14 protein-coding genes and 1 pseudogene are annotated in these 16,488 nt (G+C 53.5%); 1 reads left to right on the plus strand and 14 read right to left on the minus strand.

From position 1 onward, the window contains the following. The first annotated feature begins 45 nt into the window (after nt 1–45). A protein-coding gene (locus LU633_RS20340; protein ID WP_152664202.1) for an IS1 family transposase occupies nt 46–743 on the plus strand; the annotation gives its coding sequence in 2 pieces (ribosomal slippage) (nt 46–307 and nt 307–743; 699 coding nt in all). 7 nt (nt 744–750) lie between these two features. Here the strand turns inward: LU633_RS20340 and LU633_RS20345 are convergent. From LU633_RS20345 to LU633_RS20410, 14 genes and pseudogenes are all read right to left on the minus strand, one after another. Then, nucleotides 751–1,467, minus strand: coding sequence for a peptidoglycan-binding protein (locus tag LU633_RS20345; protein WP_016191074.1), 717 nt, complete (start codon nt 1,465–1,467; stop codon nt 751–753). A 96-nt stretch (nt 1,468–1,563) separates the two neighbouring features. After that, on the minus strand, nt 1,564–2,043 hold the full coding sequence (locus LU633_RS20350) for an Hcp family type VI secretion system effector (protein WP_016191073.1): 480 nt from the start codon (nt 2,041–2,043) through the stop codon (nt 1,564–1,566). A gap of 693 nt (nt 2,044–2,736) precedes the next feature. After that, nucleotides 2,737–4,239, minus strand: a complete 1,503-nt coding sequence (gene tssC, locus LU633_RS20355) for a type VI secretion system contractile sheath large subunit (RefSeq protein ID WP_016191072.1) — start codon at nt 4,237–4,239, stop codon at nt 2,737–2,739. A gap of 3 nt (nt 4,240–4,242) precedes the next feature. Then, nucleotides 4,243–4,767 (minus strand): type VI secretion system contractile sheath small subunit, encoded by a 525-nt coding sequence (tssB, locus tag LU633_RS20360; RefSeq protein WP_016191071.1) that lies wholly within the window; start codon nt 4,765–4,767, stop codon nt 4,243–4,245. Nucleotides 4,768–4,816: 49 nt separating this feature from the next. Beyond that, a complete protein-coding gene (gene tssA, locus LU633_RS20365; RefSeq protein WP_016191070.1) occupies nt 4,817–5,836 on the minus strand; it encodes a type VI secretion system protein TssA in 1,020 nt (339 codons plus the stop codon). Between the two features lie 15 nt (nt 5,837–5,851). Then, nucleotides 5,852–6,565, minus strand: a complete 714-nt coding sequence (gene tagF, locus LU633_RS20370) for a type VI secretion system-associated protein TagF (RefSeq protein WP_016191069.1) — start codon at nt 6,563–6,565, stop codon at nt 5,852–5,854. 16 nt (nt 6,566–6,581) lie between these two features. Continuing rightward, nucleotides 6,582–10,205 carry a type VI secretion system membrane subunit TssM gene (gene tssM, locus LU633_RS20375; RefSeq protein WP_016191068.1) on the minus strand — a complete coding sequence of 1,208 codons (3,624 nt, stop codon included), beginning with the start codon at nt 10,203–10,205 and terminating at the stop codon, nt 6,582–6,584. Nucleotides 10,206–10,208: 3 nt separating this feature from the next. After that, nucleotides 10,209–11,426, minus strand: a complete 1,218-nt coding sequence (locus LU633_RS20380) for a DotU family type VI secretion system protein (RefSeq protein ID WP_040465550.1) — start codon at nt 11,424–11,426, stop codon at nt 10,209–10,211. 35 nt (nt 11,427–11,461) lie between these two features. After that, nucleotides 11,462–12,805, minus strand: a pseudogene (gene tssK, locus LU633_RS20385) (type VI secretion system baseplate subunit TssK). Then, the gene (tssJ, locus tag LU633_RS20390; RefSeq protein WP_016191065.1) at nt 12,802–13,338 is read right to left on the minus strand and encodes a type VI secretion system lipoprotein TssJ; all 537 of its coding nucleotides are present in this window, start codon (nt 13,336–13,338) and stop codon (nt 12,802–12,804) included. Before tssJ ends, tssK begins: the two are co-directional and overlap by 4 nt. Before the next feature lie 24 nt (nt 13,339–13,362). Then, nucleotides 13,363–13,863 (minus strand): hypothetical protein, encoded by a 501-nt coding sequence (locus LU633_RS20395; RefSeq protein ID WP_016191064.1) that lies wholly within the window; start codon nt 13,861–13,863, stop codon nt 13,363–13,365. A 921-nt stretch (nt 13,864–14,784) separates the two neighbouring features. Then, on the minus strand, nt 14,785–15,465 hold the full coding sequence (gene yjjG / locus LU633_RS20400; RefSeq protein ID WP_016191063.1) for a pyrimidine 5'-nucleotidase: 681 nt from the start codon (nt 15,463–15,465) through the stop codon (nt 14,785–14,787). A gap of 70 nt (nt 15,466–15,535) precedes the next feature. Continuing rightward, the gene (rimI, locus tag LU633_RS20405; RefSeq protein ID WP_016191062.1) at nt 15,536–15,976 is read right to left on the minus strand and encodes a ribosomal protein S18-alanine N-acetyltransferase; all 441 of its coding nucleotides are present in this window, start codon (nt 15,974–15,976) and stop codon (nt 15,536–15,538) included. Continuing rightward, entirely contained in the window at nt 15,945–16,358 is a 414-nt protein-coding gene (locus LU633_RS20410) for a DNA polymerase III subunit psi (protein WP_040465549.1), read from the minus strand. The genes rimI and LU633_RS20410 overlap by 32 nt, the downstream gene beginning before the upstream one ends. Nucleotides 16,359–16,488 lie beyond the last annotated feature (130 nt).

Below are 16,488 nucleotides of genomic sequence, written 5' to 3' on the forward strand. Positions count from 1 at the left end.
CGCAGACTTGCTGATCACGTATGCTTTGCGCTTTGGATGTAACATATGGCTAAAGTTGATGTCGTCTGCCCTCAGTGCAATGAAATTCATGCTGTACGATGTAACGGACATTCAGCATCCGGTGCCCAACGTTACATCTGCAAGCATTGTTCAAAGACCTTTCAGCTCAACTTTAGCTACTCCGGTGCCAAACCAGACATACACCAGACCATTGTTAATATGGCCATGAATGGTTACAGATGTCGCGATACCGCACGGGTTCTCGGTATCAGCCTCAATACGGTTCTGCGGCACTTAAAAAAATTTCGCCAACGCAGGTAGCTGAGAATATCGACCCCGAAACGGAGGTTGTTATCTGCTGTGAAGCCGGTGAACAATGGTCTTACGTGCGGTGTAAAAGCAATCCCCGGTGGTTGTTCTATGCTTATGACCGTATCCGCAAACGTGCTCTGGCCCACGTCTTCGGCCCGAGAAATGCCCCGACCCTGCGACGATTGCTGGCTCTGTTAAGCAAATTTAACATTGCCTTTTATATGACAGATGCCTGGCCGGTTTATAAAGTTCGGTTAAGTGCAACAGGCCACGTGGTGAGCAAGAAATATACCCAACGGACAGAACGACATAATCTTAATCTTCGCACACATATCAAACGACTGACCCGCAGAACAATTTGCTTTTCGAAGTCAGAGGAAATGCACAATAAGATCATCGGTTGGTATCTTACTCTTCATCATTATCAATAAATATGCGTCACGACCCAATTTCTCTTATCGGTTTTTTAAGTGAATCCCATGCGGTTCTTTCAGGAAACTTAGCCGTTTTTGACAGATAGACCGTCATGGCCCTGGAAACATATTGAGGATATATGAACTCAAATAAAGATGCCTGAGCTTCACGAGTAATAATCCCGCATTCATTCCTACTATTAATGACAAATCGTTCTGCTGAAGCGCCAACTAAGCGGTTGCCGGCGGACATGACTCTGGCCTGGTCGCCAGGAACACCCGCACGTGTAAGATCCAGATATACCGTATCTTTGCAGCGATTGCCCATATCATATCCCCTACCGATAGTGACACCTGAAGCCCTTTTCGGCCAGTGTAGATGACGGCTAAAGAACGCACTATGCGGATTATCATTCCCCTCAGCATCAAATGTAACCTGCCCGAAACTGACCGTCAGGCGCCCGGTATTCAAATGACGGTTTTCCTGAGGGTGGCCAGAGGGGGACCCTTGTGAGTTTCCCGCCAACAACTTCCTCAACGTTCTTCCATTTGCATCAACCACGCCATCTGGCTGACTAAGAAACTTTGCCTGGTAGGCTTGAATTGCTTCAAATGTTTTAGGGCCGAAAACACCATCATCACTCAGGTAGGGAAATCCATTTTTCTGAAGTAGCTTTTGTACCACTTTCGCATCAGCAGGGTTATTTCTCCCATTGTGACCAACAGAGCCAGAAATATTCATCGATATTCCCTTGCATGGAATAATAATTATTCAGACAGAAACTTTCATAAATTAATAAAAGCAACCCCCGAAAAAAGGAGTTGCTCAATAAGCGACTTACGCTTCTTTATTCTCTTTAATATTCCAGCCGGCACTGCTTTCTGCGCCTTTACCGCCGGAAGAGCTTTGCTCCCAGTACTGCTGTTTCACTTTGGAGGCCTGGAATGAGTAGGTCATACCCAGAGTGTCGCCGTTGTCGGAGCCGTTGTAATTAACGGTCGTCACCAGAACGTCTTCCAGAGTAATGCGTGCGTACTCAACCTGAGTACCGCCCGCTTTACAGATGGACACTTCCACTTTGGCAAGGTGCTTACCGCTGGCGCAGTTTTTCAGCAGCGCAGTAACGGATTTGTCGATCAGGGCATTAACGTGCAGGTCATTGAAATTCACTTTACCCGCGCCGCCGCCGCCAACGGCCATATTGCCCGGCTGGGTTGCGCCCCAGGAAAAAGAGGTAATATCTGTCCAGCCAGTGTGGTTGGAGTCTTTAGACTCGCCAGTCACACCGTCAACCTTCATAAACATATCAATAGCCATGATTGTCCACTCTTCATTAGTTGATAATTTGCTTAAGGGAAAGCACTTATATGGCAAACAGGAAGGCAGGGACCTGAATAACACAGCCCCTGTTTTTCTTTTGCCTCACTCTTGCATATCGCTCACGAAAAGGATAATTCAGAGAGTACGCAGAGGTGTTCATTGGTGAACACCTCTGCGGATAAATGGCGAAAAACCATCCCCGTCATAATTCAGATACATCGGCGGTTCCGTATTTGCGGTAAAAAGCCACCTCAGGCGGTATTTATAGCGGTTAAGCCCGTTTATTTGTGAATACGCTCTCGCATTCACGTCGCTGCTTTCCCATCATTCGAATTATTCCGGGTATCTGTTCTTTCGCCTTACTTTGTATGCAGAAATATAAAAAGCCACACCGTCGCCGGAATACCAAAAACGGTTTAGCCTTGCTAAATATTATTAGCCCGCAATAAAGAGGATTTTAAAAAACTGCATGTCACAACATTAATCTCAACCGCAGTGTTCGCAGCAAGGACCTGGTTTTAAGTTTTGTTCAGAATCAATGTGGTATTTTTCCACACACTCCTCACAAAGGGTCATTAAAGGAAATTCTTCATGATTGCTGTCACCGTGCATATCACCCTGCACGGTATACACTCCCAGATGCACCATTATCAGTATCTCCTTTGTTTATCGACGAAACCCTTATTCCACTCAGGCGTTATCCGCTTTCAGCGACGGCAATTTGGACACCAGCCGCAGCGAGACGGTCAGACCTTCCAGCTGGTAGTGCGGGCGCAGGAAGAACTTAGCCGCGTAGTAGCCGGGGTTGTCTTCAATCTCTTCCACCTGCACTTCAGCAGAAGCCAGCGGCTTGCGGGATTTGGTTTCCTGTGAAGAGTTGACCGGGTCACCATCGACGTAATTCATTACCCAGTCGTTCAGCCAGCGCTCCATTTCATCGCGTTCACGGAAAGAACCAATCTTGTCACGCACAATGCACTTCAGGTAGTGCGCAAAACGACAGCAGGCAAACAGGTACGGCAGACGCGCGGCCAGACGTGCGTTCGCAGTGGCATCCGGGTCGTGATATTCCGCCTGTTTCTGCAACGACTGCGCGCCGATAAATGCCGCAAAGTCAGAGTTCTTGCGGTGAACCAGCGGCATAAAGCCGTTTTTCGCCAGTTCGGCTTCGCGGCGGTCGCTGATGGCGATTTCGGTCGGGCATTTCATATCCACGCCGCCGTCGTCACTTGGGAAGGTATGACACGGCAGGTTTTCTACCGCCCCGCCCGACTCCACGCCGCGGATCGAGGTGCACCAGCCGTACTCTTTAAAGGAGCGGTTGATGTTGGCGGCCATCGCGTAGGCCGCGTTGGTCCAGGTGTAGTTGCTGTGATTCGCGCCGTCGGTTTCTTCCTCGAAATCAAAGCTGTCAACCGGATTGGTGCGAATGCCGTATGGCAGGCGCGACAGGAAACGCGGCATTACCAGTCCCAGATAGCGGGCATCTTCTGATTCGCGCAGGCTGCGCCAGGCAGCGTATTCGCTGTTCTGGAAGATTTTGGTCAAATCGCGTGGGTTAGCCAGCTCCTGCCAGGATTCCATTTGCATCACACCCGGCGCGGTGCCGGTGATAAGCGGGCAGTGCGAAGCCGCACCGATCCGCGCCATTTCGCCAAGCAGTTCCACATCCTGCGGGCTGTGGTCGAAGTAGTAATCGCCCACCAGGCAGCCAAACGGCTCGCCGCCGAACTGGCCGTACTCTTCTTCGTAGATTTTTTTGAAAATCGGGCTCTGGTCCCAGCCCACGCCTTTGTGGCGTTTCAGGGTGCGGCCCAGTTCCTGTTTGGAGATGCTCATAAAGCGAATTTTCAGCATCTCGTCGGTTTCGGTGTTATTGACCAGATAGCTCAGGTCACGCCAGGCACCTTCCAGCTTCTGGAAATCATCGTGGTGGATAATCTCGTTAACCTGTTTAGAAAGCTTCTCATCGATTTCTGCGATCAGCGCCTGAATAGTGCGGTAGGCATCGGTGGAAACAGTGACGGTATTTTCCAGCGCCTGCTGGGCCAGCGTTTTTACCGCGCTTTCCACTGCCGAGCGGGCAGAGTCGGTTTTTGGCCGGAATTCTTTGTTCAGCAGCGCGCTGAACTCATCCCCTGCCCAGGCACCCTGCTGTTCCTGCGGCTGTTGCTGCTGTGATGGGTTGCTCATCGGTTACGCCTCCTCACCTTTGGCTGCATCATCCTGCTTTGGCAGATGGCTCAGAGATTTAAGCAGCGTGGGGTCCTGAAGAATTTTAGAGATCAGTTCTTCCGCACCGTTTTTGCCGTCCATATAGGTCAGCAGGTTAGAGAGCTGGGTGCGGGCATCCAGCAGTTTGCTCAGTGGCTCGACGTTACGCGCCACCGCATCCGGAGAGAAGTCTTCCATGCTGTTAAATGTCAGATCGACGTTCAGACGGCCTTCGCCAGTCAGCGTGTTGTCCGCCTGGAATGCCACGCGTGGCTTCAGGGACTTCATGCGCTCGTCAAAATTGTCGATATCAATTTCAAGGAACTTGCGTTCGTCAACGGATGGCAACCCTTCAACCGGTTTACCAACCAGGTCAGCCAGCACGCCCATCACAAAAGGCAGCTGGATTTTGCGTTCCGCACCGTAGATCTCGACGTCATATTCGATCTGAACACGCGGTGCGCGATTATGGGCGATAAATTTCTGCCCACTGGATTTGACTGCCATGCTGTTCTTCGAAGTCAGGTGAGGTGTGTATGTCAGTAAACGCGACGGCTTAGTGGTCGCGGCGTCCGAAAATGTTTTCCAGCTGGTGGACGCCGTCCGGCGCAAGGTCACGGATAATGTCCATAAAATCCATATCGATCATCCGTTGTACGCGATCAATCATCAGCGGAGCCGGGTGGCTTGGCTCATGCTGTACAAAGTACTGCTTTACTTTTTCCAGCATCAGCTGGGCATCCGCGCGCGACGTCGGTTTGACGTTGCGCCAGTTCGTTTCTTTTTGCGCGACGGCGGTTGCCTGCGGCATTTCCCCGACGCGGCTGGTTTGCGTGCTGGCCGCTACCGGGATCAGCGCGGACAGGTCGGTTGCCTCACAGGCGGCGGCAACCGTTTTCACCGTTTTCAGCAGCTGGTCCATTTCCGGGACGCCGCTTTCCCCAAGCTGTCCAGCGAGGATTTCCTGAATAGTTTGCAACCGCTCACTTATGCTGAGGATCGCGACCACGCCGGGCTGGTCGCCCCGTGCCAGCTCGTCGGTCAGGCGGGGAAAACCGCCGGGAAACTCCGGGCATTCGCTTTTGCTGCCGTCCAGCAATGCGCAGGCATCGCGCAGGGAGAGGTAATCAGAGGCACTGCGCAACAGCGGTGACTGCCGCATGGACAAAGTGAGTGCTGACTTGTCGCTCAGGGCCGCCAGCGCATTGATGCGGTAGTAAGGGTCGTGTTCTCCATCTTCCTGCAGCACCGGCCACAGCTGCTCCCAGTAAAGCAGCAACGACTGCTGAATCAGATGCAGCCCATCGGCATAGCCGGACAAGCCCCGTAGCTGCGTCCATGCACGGGTCAGTGCCAGTATCACCCGTAAATCTTTACTGCGGGTCAGCAGCCCGCTGGCCAGCCGCTCTACCTTGTTCCAGTCAGCCGGTTCCGCCGGAATAATGGTGTCGCCAAACTGCTGTTCCGCCTTACCCGCGCAGGCCTGGTCCATCGCCATGTAGTCAGCATCGTATTCCAGGTTTTCGCCACAGGGATGCTCGGGGGAGATCGGCGCAAGTAACACATCAATATTCATCGTGTTTATGCTCGGTTACTCAAACATGGGTGGATAGAGGCCGTGACGCCCGGGTTTCGATCCAGCCGCCGGGTCAAACAGCATGGAAAACAGCTGACCGGTAAAATTGCCGCTGTGAACATGGGTATACAGCGGGTAGCCATCGGTCTGGTTGGTCCACCAGAAGCTAGTGTATTGCTGTGGATCGAAGCAGTCTGCGACCTGTCGCCAGCTCAGGTTACCGGGACGGTCGCCGTGCCCGATAACATCGAGAATGTCCGATTTTGTGTCCTGCGGCGGTGCTGGCGGCGGCAGCGTCATACTCAGCAACATCTGGTCAAGCTGTTCCGCCGAGTAGTGATTGCGTACGGCATGTAACAGGCCACGGCCCAGCTGCTGATACCATTCGCCCGCCATCGCCAGTCGCGGCTGGCTCCAGTTCTGCGGCGAGAAAGTCACCAGCGCACAGACCGGATATTGCCTGCCGACATTATCACACGCCGGAAGCAGGCAGCCCATTTGCACCAGCTGGCTACCCAGCATCGGCGGCACCACGAAATTCCAGACCGGCGCATTACCGAACTGCCTTTCACCTTGCGGGCGCTGCTGGTCATTTTTTTGCCAGTTCATCAGCCCCACCTGAAACCACTGGGTCCACTGCTGCCAGAGCATCTCAGGGAAACGTCGTTTAAGAAAGTCACCGGCACTGGGTAATTTCCCGTACCAGCCAATCGCAGGTGTCTGACTCATTATCATTTCCTTGCGGTTAGGGGCATGAAAACCCGGGAAGCTGGAATGGATTACGGATACTGTTCGGGGTGAACTCCAGCGTCACATGGTGGCCATTAACGTTAAAGTCGGCCTGACGGCTGAGTGCGCTGCTGCCGGGAGACAGGCGCGCATTGTCAAAAAAGTGGTTAAGCGCCCAGGCTCCATCGGTCACCAGCGTGGCGCTGGTACCATCAGCCAGACCAAGCTGCATGCGCACCTGGCTGGTGCCACCTGGACCAGGCCAGCTCACCAGCTGGACCGCCGGCGGACCGTGGCTGTAGCGCAGCTGCTGGCCATCGACGTCCAGGGTCATGGTCAGGATATCGTTGTCAATCTGCCGGGTACGCACGGTGACGCGAAACGACGGCGTGGTCGCGCCATTGGCAAAGAACGCATCACGAATGCTTTGTGCCTGCTGGAAAGGCCGCAGCACGCTCTCGCCGCCCGCCAGGGTTTTACCATCAATCCCCGGCGTAAAGCGCCAGCTGGTCTGGGTGGTATCCACTTTGTTCGCCAGATTGTCGCGAAAGAAGCTGTCCATCAGCCCGGTACCGGGAGCAAACATGCGGGCGAGATCGTCCGGCGTCACCTCAGTACGGCCCGAGCGGGAAAGCGGATAGCGACCAGCGATAGCCTGGCGACAGAAGCTGCCCACCTCGACGTTGATGCGCTTACGCACGTTGTCGAGGTCGCGCTGGCGCGTGTCACTGCTGGCGCCCACCGCCATACTGGTGAACATATTCTGTAACGAGCCGGGCAGTCGTCCGGCGCTGGCCTGCAGTCGGCTGATCGAATCCCCCGCCGGAGGCGGCATACCGCTGTTTGCCGCATCCTGCACGGCGGTCAGATAGCGGTAGAGGTCGTCGATTTGCCTGAGAAAATCATCAAAGGCAATGGTTTTCCCGCCTTTTTCCAGCGGCTGGGCCAGCTCAATAATCGGTGCGAAGTGAGCCGTTACTGACTTTTCAGGCGTTTGCTGCTGCTGGCTGGCCGCGGTGATGGCCTGATTTGCGTGGAACAGTGCCTGCAGTGTGTTGCTGGCGCTGCTGGCGGACGCGCCCTCTTTTTTATCCTGTCCTTTTTCTTCCGCCGGCTCGGCTTTATCCAGCACCAAATAGTGACTGAGATTGATAACCAGCTTTCTTAGCGGCGAGTTGCTGCCAGAGAGGAGACGCGCCGCATTGATGCGTTGCGAAAGATCGGCGCTGCTGTTCAGCGTAATGTCCTGCAACAACCCGTCCCACTGCCGCATGTAGTCGGCCATGTAAAGCTGGCGCACCGCAAGGTCGGTTTGCTGTTTGTTCTCGCTCTGCGTCTGACCGCCCAGCACCCACTGGTCATCGTCATGCAGTGAAGCGGTGACCGCCTCGATGTTTTTGTCAAAGCTGCCCCAGTAGCCTTCCGGCGTGAACAGTCCCGGAATGCCGTCGCCAATGGATTTACCGCTTTTGCGCGAGAAAACCAGTTCGCTCTGTGGACCGCCGAGCGAGGCCAGCGAAACCGGTCTCAAGCTGTCATCGCGTTCCAGCAGGCGCTTCAGGCGTCCGTAAACGCGCTGTGACAGCGGCATCTGATTGATCAGCGCCTGCTCGCGCTTTACCAGCGCATCATCCCGTGCATATGGCGAGGCCTGAATTTGCGTTTCAAGTAGCTGCATCAGATGCCAGTCAAGCTGCTTGATTTGTGCCGAGGTGACGTTCTGCGGCGGGTTGCGCTGAATATTCAGCACAACCCACGCATGCAGGAACTTACCGTCGTAGTGCTTCGGCTGGTAAAGCATCTGATAGGCCTTCAGCGCTTCGTAGCTGTAATCCGCATCGCTGCCGTTGTCATTACGTAGCCAGGTGGCGATCAGCATCGCCACCTGCGGCATTAACAGCTGCTTAAGGGATTTCTGATACAGCGTCATGCTGGCGTCGCTGACTTCCCCGCCCCGATACAACCCCATGCGGCGGGTGATCGGCGGATGATTAATATCGAAATCATCGCTCTCCGGCAGGGTGAGCACACCATTAAGGAAAGGCAGCAGCGCGTACAGATCGGTCAGGTTGTTAACCTGTAAGTCTTTGCTCAGGTCGGTGACCTTTGGCACTTTATTTTGCACTTCGGCCAGATAGCTTTTGTTATTGCCAAAGCTGGTTATCCACAGTAAGCCCGCAATCACCAGCCCCACCACCAGCGCAATGTAACCCGACCAGAGCACCGCACGATTACGCAGCTCCCACCAGCGGTTGCTGCCCGCCAGGCCTGCTTCCTTGAAGATGACGTTTTGTAGCAAATCCTTCAGGAAGAAGCTTTGCCCTTTATTGGCCGGAATCGGCGATTCTTTGTTGACGTTATCCCAGGAACCGCTGCTGCCTGCTTCGTCCTGCGGCAGCAGTAGCGCCCGGTTCAGTTCACCCATTACGCGGTCAAATGGCAGACCTTCCTGGATACCGCTGGCAAAGTAAATGCCTCGCGGCGAGAACTGGGTTTCAAAGTTGGATCGGGCAAACACCGTGTCCAGATAGTCCGCGAGCAACGGACGCAGGGCGGCAAATTCCTGAGGAAACAGAAAGCTTTCCGCGCGGGCTTTCGCATCGCTTTCCTGCAACAGCGTGTCCGGTAGCCCGGCGTCCAGACGCTGTTGCAGCAGGGCATATTCCTGGATGAAAGCGCTTTGCAGATCGAAATCCGCCTGTTTGGATCGCTCCCACGGGAAGGTGAAGCCCCATACCTGATCGCGCTGCGCCTTATCAAATTTAGCGAAGTAGGCGCGGAAGCCTTTTAGCAGGTCGGTTTTGGTCACCATCACATAAACCGGAAAGCGAATGCCAAGCTGCTCGTGAAGCTCCATCAGGCGCTGGCGCAGTGACAGTGCCTGCTCTCGCGAGGTCTGGGCCGACTGGGTAAGCAGGTCAGAGACGCTCACGGTGACAATCACGCCGTTAATCGGCTGGCGGCCACGGTACTTACGCAACAGTCCGACAAAGTTATTCCACTCGCTGGCATCCTGCTGCTGTTCGCTTTCCTGAGTGGTATAGCGCCCTGCCGTGTCCAGCAGCACCGCTTCATTGGTGAACCACCAGTCGCAGTTGCGCGTCCCGCCAATGCCGCGCAGTGCCGCTTTACCAAAGCGGTCAGCCAGTGGAAACTGCAGCCCAGAATTCACCAGCGCAGTGGTTTTACCTGCGCCCGGCGCGCCGATAATCACATACCACGGCAGCTGATACAGATACTGGCGGCTGAAGCGCTGCATCCAGCGATGATTACCGGCACGGCTGAAGTGTGCTTTTTTAAGCATCTCAGCCGCTTCGGTAAAGCGTTCGGAAAGCACACGATCTTCATTGGTCAGACGCTTGCGATCAGGATTACCGCTTGCGTTCGTGTCATTTTTCAGGCTGCCCATCAGCTTGCGGTTTAGCCAGGCATTGTACAGACGCGGCACCAGATTGCTCAGTCCCCACGCGATATACAGCAGCACAATGCTGATCTGGCGGTTCACTTCCGGCTCCAGCGGACGGGAATCCACAATCGAGAAGACCGGGCCAATCACCCAGATAATAAAAGAGAGCGCAGTAATGCCAACAAAGCCCCACAGCAGCCGGTTGGTCATGATGGCAAAGAGAATATTCATCATCCGTTAATTTCCTTGCTGCACATTCAGTTCCGCGCGGGTGTTCTGCGGGGAGACCAACAGCGTAATGTCTACACGGCGGTTGCGTGCACGATTTTCTGCGCTGGTGTTAGGCACCAATGGGTTGCTTTCTCCGCGTCCTTCGGCTTTCACCCGCTGCGGCTGGCTGAGATGCTGCTGCAGGCGCTCCTGAACGGACTGCGCGCGGGCCAGGGAAAGCTCGTAGTTAGAGGCGAAGCGGGCGCTGCGGATCGGGACATTATCGCTGTAGCCGATCACCAGAATCCGGCCGCTGACGTTGTTCATCGCCTGCGCCACGCGATCCAGCACCGCTTCGTAACGTCCACGGACCGCAGTAGAGCCGGAAGTGAACAGGCCATCGCCTTTTAGCGTCACCACGCTTTGATCCGCTTCATCTTTCACTGAAACCAGCCCCTGTTCGATTTCAGGATGCAGGAACCCTTTCAGATTCAGTGCCGCAGGCGGCAGTGGTGCAGGGTTGTGAATGGTGACTTCCGGCAGTGGCATCTGCCAGACCGACGCCAGCACCGGACTGGTGGCATCACCCAGCCGCCAGTTCAGCAGAATATAGAAAAGACAGGCAAGAAAACCGACCAGCGCCGTACAGGCCCACAGCGGCACCACCGGACGCCACAATTTGTGCGTGACCGGGTGGTCTTCAGGGTGGGGAGAGAGCGGTGGCGTATAGCCGCCGCGCACCGAACGGATCATCTGTAACAGACGCTGTTTGATGGTTTCCAGCTGCGAACGACCATTGTCAAGCACGCGATAGCGCCCTTCGAAACCGAGCTGCAGGCAGTAGTTGATCAGTTCCAGCAGAACAATCTGCTCACGCGGGTTTTGCGACAGTTTCGCCAGCAGCTGGAAAAACTTCTCGCCGCCCCAGGTCTCGTTATGAAAGGTGACCAACAGCCCCTGTCCCGGCCAGACGCCACGGCTGCCCCACGGCGTCAGCGCCGCCGCTTCGTCCAGCGCGGTACACAGGCAATAGCGCGCGCCAATAATCACTTCGTAAGGCAGACCGGCACGCTGGCAGTTCATTTCGAACTGGCACATTTCATCGATCAGCCGCTGGCGCAGACCTGCCGGGTCCGCATGGTTCACCGAATGACGGATTTGTGGAATAGCGTTAAGTAAGGGGTGTGCCGCCGCAACCAGCGGGTTGTTATTGCTGGCACCGGAAAAGATGTCACCCTGAGTGATGGCCTGTCGTTCCTACATAATCCCCGCTCCCTGCGTCAGGCTGAATGACTACGAATGGCCCAGAACTCCATCGCCAGTCCGGGAAAATCGCCGGCGAGATGAAGTGCGAAGGTGCTAGATTTTTCCATTTCCTGTCACAGTTCACTGTCCTTCTCTAATTCAAAGTAGCTGTAACCGGCATGCCAGGGAATTTGCGGCGGAGCAACCGGCATGGCGCGAAGGACCATGCCCGGCAATTGCAGCTGAACCAGGTCGCGGATTTTGGTCACTGGTGCCACTTTCATCTGCGCCGGGAAGTGGGTTTGCAACGCCTCGCCAGGTACGTTGGCGCGTACCGCCAGCACAAAACCAAACTCGCGCACCATTGACGATTCCGGCACGGTAGCCACATTGAGGCCGTGGGAGCGTTCGGTCAGCGGCAGCTGAATTGCATTCTCTTCCAGCACCTGCGACAGCCCCTGACGCAGCATCAGCATCAGTTTGCCAAAGCACCACGCCAGCTCGTCATGGTCGTATACCGGCAGGTTGGCATCCGGAAAACGCTGTGGCGTGTGGGTGGTCAGTTCGCTGGCAAACACCAGCCAGGTTGAAAACAATTGTTCAGGGTGCAGCAGCGGCACGTTTTTAAGGTGGCTGACATGCCCAACATGGTGGTTAATCAGCGCCAGAAGCATAAAGTCAGTCATGTCGGCGGTATTGAAGCGGCCGGGCTGTTGCAAGCGCTGACCAATTTGCTGGCTGCGCTGTTCCAGCAGGCCCAGCATGTCGTTCAGGTAGTCGTACAGCCGGGGATGGGCAATGGCGTTAAGCATCGGTGGGATATAGCTGGTATCAAGGCGAACCTGATTATCGCTGCGCTTTTCCATCACCTTCACTACCGCCATCGCGGTCCACTCGGCGGAAAGCTCGCTTTCCAGCATCAGACGCAGGCGCAGCTTGCCGAACTGAAGTGCGGCGCTGCCGACGGAAAGTGCGTTGAAATCGTCCACTTCCTGTTCATAAGTGACATAGCGCGCCAGTGAGTCAGCGGCTTCGCTAAAAATCACCTCTTCTCGTCCATTACGGCGGGCGGGCAGCGCCAGTAGTACTTTTTCGTTAACCTGATTATCCGGGATGGTCAGCGACGACGGGCCGTTGCGGGCGTCGCGAAATGAGAAAAAGGTGCCATCGGGCAGCAGACCACTGCCCGAGCTGAGGGCAATTTTTCCCTGGCGAAGCATCGTTTCGTCAATTTCGTAATCGAGGAAACCCCAAAGCCACGGGCGCAGGGCCATTCCCCAATTGCGCAACTGGCTCTGCTGGTAACTTTCTGACTGCTGGAAATGGTGTGGGCGCAGAAACATGCCCTCGGTCCAGACCACTTTGTCTACTTGATTCATAAATGGCTTCCGTTTTCAGGCTGGAATCGTTCGCTGACGGCACGCAACCCGCTGATATCAGCAATAATGTCGGCTTTCAGTTCTTCTGATGAGTTTTGCCAGATTTGATAAAAATGGCCTTCTTCAGGGACGGGCAGCGGCAGGGAAAGCCGCCACTTTTTGCTGTCAAGGGACTGGTATTCGGCCAGAATCCCGATGTAGCGCACGTCGGGCGTGGTTTGACCTTTCAGGGTTTTATTCAGTTGCCCCGGCATCAGGAAGAACTGATCGCTGTTCAGTAGGTTGCCACCTAACAATCCGGCTGCATTGTTCTGCAGTGAATAGAAATCAGCAGACATGAAATCGGCATCCGATTTGAGCAGTAACACTCGCACTTTGAGCGGCGCGGCATCGTTAACCTGCGGATGAGCCCGAAAAACCAGGCTGTAGTGCGTAGGGACGCTGTGAGAGGAAGAACTGCAACCTGACAGCAGAGCAAATACCATCAGGAAAAGCGCCTGAATAGTCAGGCGCACGAAGCGATGTCTGTTCATATTGATGCAGCCATTAGCGCGTTATCAGTTAATGATCCAGGTTCCGTTATTGCTGTTCTGACAGGCTTTGTTATCACCATCAACGGCAACACAGGTTTTTTTCGCGCTGCTGCGAACACGTTTACGGTGTGAGTCTGCTTTTATAGTTTTGTCGTAAAGATCGCTTTTCACCACCGCACGCATTGGCACATAGCCTAACAGCTGTTCCTGCCCCTGTTCTGCCAGCGCATACCAGTTGTTTTCAACCGTACCCAGCACGGTATAGGGTTTGCCGTTTTCCAGGTAGGAGACGACTTTACCGCCAAAGTCAGGACGGGTCATCACCGAGGCGTTGTACATCGCACGGTATTCTTCATTCACCGGAGTGAAAGAAGCAGGTGGCTGTATCGCGTGGCGATAGGTCAGCTTAACGCCGTCAACGGTGCTGGAAACGATGGTGTCATCGGTTACCGGTACTGGGGGTGCCTTACATCCGGCAACCGTTAAAACAAAAAGCAGGCTTAACGCGATTCGAATTTTCACCATGATCCTCATAAAGTTTTATCAATAAAAAAGACGCAAAACGGTCCGAAGAGTTGTAGTTAATAAAAGAGGGACAGGCTGAACGACAGCGGGTCAGTCCGATGGTCCAGACAGAACTGAAAAGAGCCCAGCACACCAGAAAAGAATGGTTACACCAGCGACCGATAACATACGAGACGGTAGATCATGGTCGAAGGAATGTTTTACGGCGCGATGAGATAAACCATTTATTACCGCAGTGAGAGTGCCTTTTGTAAATAAAATGCAGGCTAATAATTAAGTAATGCGACCTGAAAACCCTGAAAATGTCATCAGGATCACATAACATGTTGCTTCTGCCCGCTCGCAACATGTTAAAAAATTTGAAAAAAATCCAAAAATGTGTCGCTTTTCAAAAAAGCGCTTAAAAATAATCAGTGCCTTGGTCTCAACGGAACTATGAAAAAATAACAATACAAAACAATAATTTATATTATATCACTTAACCATAGCTACCGCACGAGCCAGCACTGAGGCATCCACCTCATAACGCAGGTAACAGTTTAAAATGTAACTTTCGGCAAGTTTACAACACCATTCCAATTATTCAACGATTCGTATCGCTGCCTTAATTGTTTAGTATCGTTTATGTAAAAAAATAAGGTAAATTCAACCTGAATGGTCTATTTAAAATAGGAATAGTCCTGGAATAGCGGTTGATTTTTGTTTTTTTTATTATAAAAAAGATGAAATTTATATTTCTTAATAAGAAAATATCATATGAGATGAGATTTACATGGACCGAAATGAGCAGAAAAATGCAGGCAATATTTTTTTTCGTGAATTTTAAGAAGAATATATCGTGATTAAGATATTTTTGGCGCAGTGGCCCACACAAAATGTAACCACTGAAGTATTGACAGATAAAAATCTGAAAAGGCAAACTTAAGAGATAAGAATATCTTGGAGCTGCGCCAACGTCTCAACCTGCCAGGTAGGATATAGCCCTTCAGGCGTAGCGCGTTGCGCAGCGTTTAACCAGCAGGTAGCCAGTCCGGCCCGGATACCACCAAGGATATCAGCGTCAGGGTTGTCACCCACCATCAGGACGCGTGCACGAGGCGGATTGCCCATTTTTTGCAATGCGTGCTCAAAAATAGCCGGATGCGGTTTGGCATAACCAACCTGCTCAGAAATGACCAGCAGTTCAAAACAGCTTAACAGGCCGGCGCGCTGGAGTCGGGCCCGCTGTAGCACGGTGAATCCATTGGTAATAATCCCCATTTTCACCCTGCCTTTAAGAGCATTGAGCAATGCAACTGCCCCGACCAGCGGCGTGCATATCTCAGCCATTGCGGCCAGATACCCTGCATTCAGCTCATCAGGGGGCACCCTGAGTTTTTCAGCCCAGCTGACAAAGCGCTGTGACTGCAGCTGCTGTGCCGTAATCGCCCCATTCTGGTATTCCACCCACAGAGGTTTATTGACCAACTGGTATTCTTCAAAATCAGCAGCAGAAAATATCACGCCGTACCGGCTGAACATCTGCTTTAACCCGGCATGGGCGTCAAAGTGGAAAAGCGTGTCGTCAGCATCGAATAAAATCCAGTCCCAGTCTTTTAACATTTACGGCATAACCTTTGTCGGTGAATAAACAGATTACTGGCGAACCCTGAACGTGCCTTTTGGCCATATCTCACAGCGTCAGCGCCATAATGATCGCATCTTCCTTTCCCGTGGCGGTGGGGTAATAATTGCAGCGGATGGAGACTTCGTTGAAATCCAGCTTCTCATAGAGCGCAATCGCCGGATGATTCGAAGCCCGCACTTCCAGCCAGAGCGTCGGAATGCCCCGGCCGACAAGTTCGTTAATTAAGAATTGCAATAATGCTTCCCCCAGTCCGCGGCGCTGAAACGCCGGATCCACCGCCAGATTAAACAGCGTGGCCTCGTCCAGAACAACCTGAGTGATGGCAAAGGCAGCCATAGTGCCACTGACATCCAGCCGATAGTTGAGGTAGCGTTCACCCTGATTGCTGGACAGCGTTTTTTCACTCCAGGGGAAAGCATGACTTCGCTGTTCAATCACCAGTGCATCCGCGAGATCAGCTGGCTTCAGTAAAGAAATGTGATTCATAATCGGAAATTTGTTGCCACAGTGTGCGCTTCGCACCGGCATTCTGAGAAAGTTCGGCCAGCTCCGGCGATATAATGTCAGGGACGCCAGTGGAGATCGGCGTGTTCAGCCCAAGACACCAGCAGATGCAGGGAGGGGGATCAGGCAACATGGCCTGCTGCTCAGGGGTGATTACCAGGGTTTCGTGCTCTGTAAGCATCATTGCCCGCAGCACATCCCTCATAAAGGGATCGTCCAGCGGTGGCGGTGTTTGGGCCACGATTATCAGGCGCGTTTTTTCCGTCACCGCGATGGATACCTCACCCTGTAACGCACGCGGGCGCCGCAGCGTATATTGCGTAATACCCATTTGTTGTAATAACCAGTCTCGTCTGGAAGACATTTTATACCCGCATGGCCGCCCAATAGCCGGGCTATGCTAACAAACCTCCTCACGCGGTGCCAATAAAGCGCGCCGGCTGACGGCTACAACCGATATTTATTCAGGTATAATCGCGGCTCTGATTTATAAG

This window comes from Erwinia tracheiphila (assembly GCF_021365465.1).
GTDB lineage: Bacteria > Pseudomonadota > Gammaproteobacteria > Enterobacterales > Enterobacteriaceae > Erwinia > Erwinia tracheiphila.

Excerpts from the sequence above, each read along its gene's own strand:
- LU633_RS20345 (WP_016191074.1), bottom strand. The coding sequence starts at position 1,467 with ATGAATATTTCTGGCTCTGTTGGTCACAATGGGAGAAATAACCCTGCT.
- LU633_RS20350 (WP_016191073.1), bottom strand. The coding sequence starts at position 2,043 with ATGGCTATTGATATGTTTATGAAGGTTGACGGTGTGACTGGCGAGTCT.
- tssC (WP_016191072.1), bottom strand. The coding sequence starts at position 4,239 with ATGAGCAACCCATCACAGCAGCAACAGCCGCAGGAACAGCAGGGTGCC.
- tssB (WP_016191071.1), bottom strand. The coding sequence starts at position 4,767 with ATGGCAGTCAAATCCAGTGGGCAGAAATTTATCGCCCATAATCGCGCA.
- tssA (WP_016191070.1), bottom strand. The coding sequence starts at position 5,836 with ATGAATATTGATGTGTTACTTGCGCCGATCTCCCCCGAGCATCCCTGT.
- tagF (WP_016191069.1), bottom strand. The coding sequence starts at position 6,565 with ATGAGTCAGACACCTGCGATTGGCTGGTACGGGAAATTACCCAGTGCC.
- tssM (WP_016191068.1), bottom strand. The coding sequence starts at position 10,205 with ATGATGAATATTCTCTTTGCCATCATGACCAACCGGCTGCTGTGGGGC.
- tssJ (WP_016191065.1), bottom strand. The coding sequence starts at position 13,338 with ATGAACAGACATCGCTTCGTGCGCCTGACTATTCAGGCGCTTTTCCTG.
- LU633_RS20395 (WP_016191064.1), bottom strand. The coding sequence starts at position 13,863 with ATGGTGAAAATTCGAATCGCGTTAAGCCTGCTTTTTGTTTTAACGGTT.
- yjjG (WP_016191063.1), bottom strand. The coding sequence starts at position 15,465 with ATGTTAAAAGACTGGGACTGGATTTTATTCGATGCTGACGACACGCTT.
- rimI (WP_016191062.1), bottom strand. The coding sequence starts at position 15,976 with ATGAATCACATTTCTTTACTGAAGCCAGCTGATCTCGCGGATGCACTG.
- LU633_RS20410 (WP_040465549.1), bottom strand. The coding sequence starts at position 16,358 with ATGTCTTCCAGACGAGACTGGTTATTACAACAAATGGGTATTACGCAA.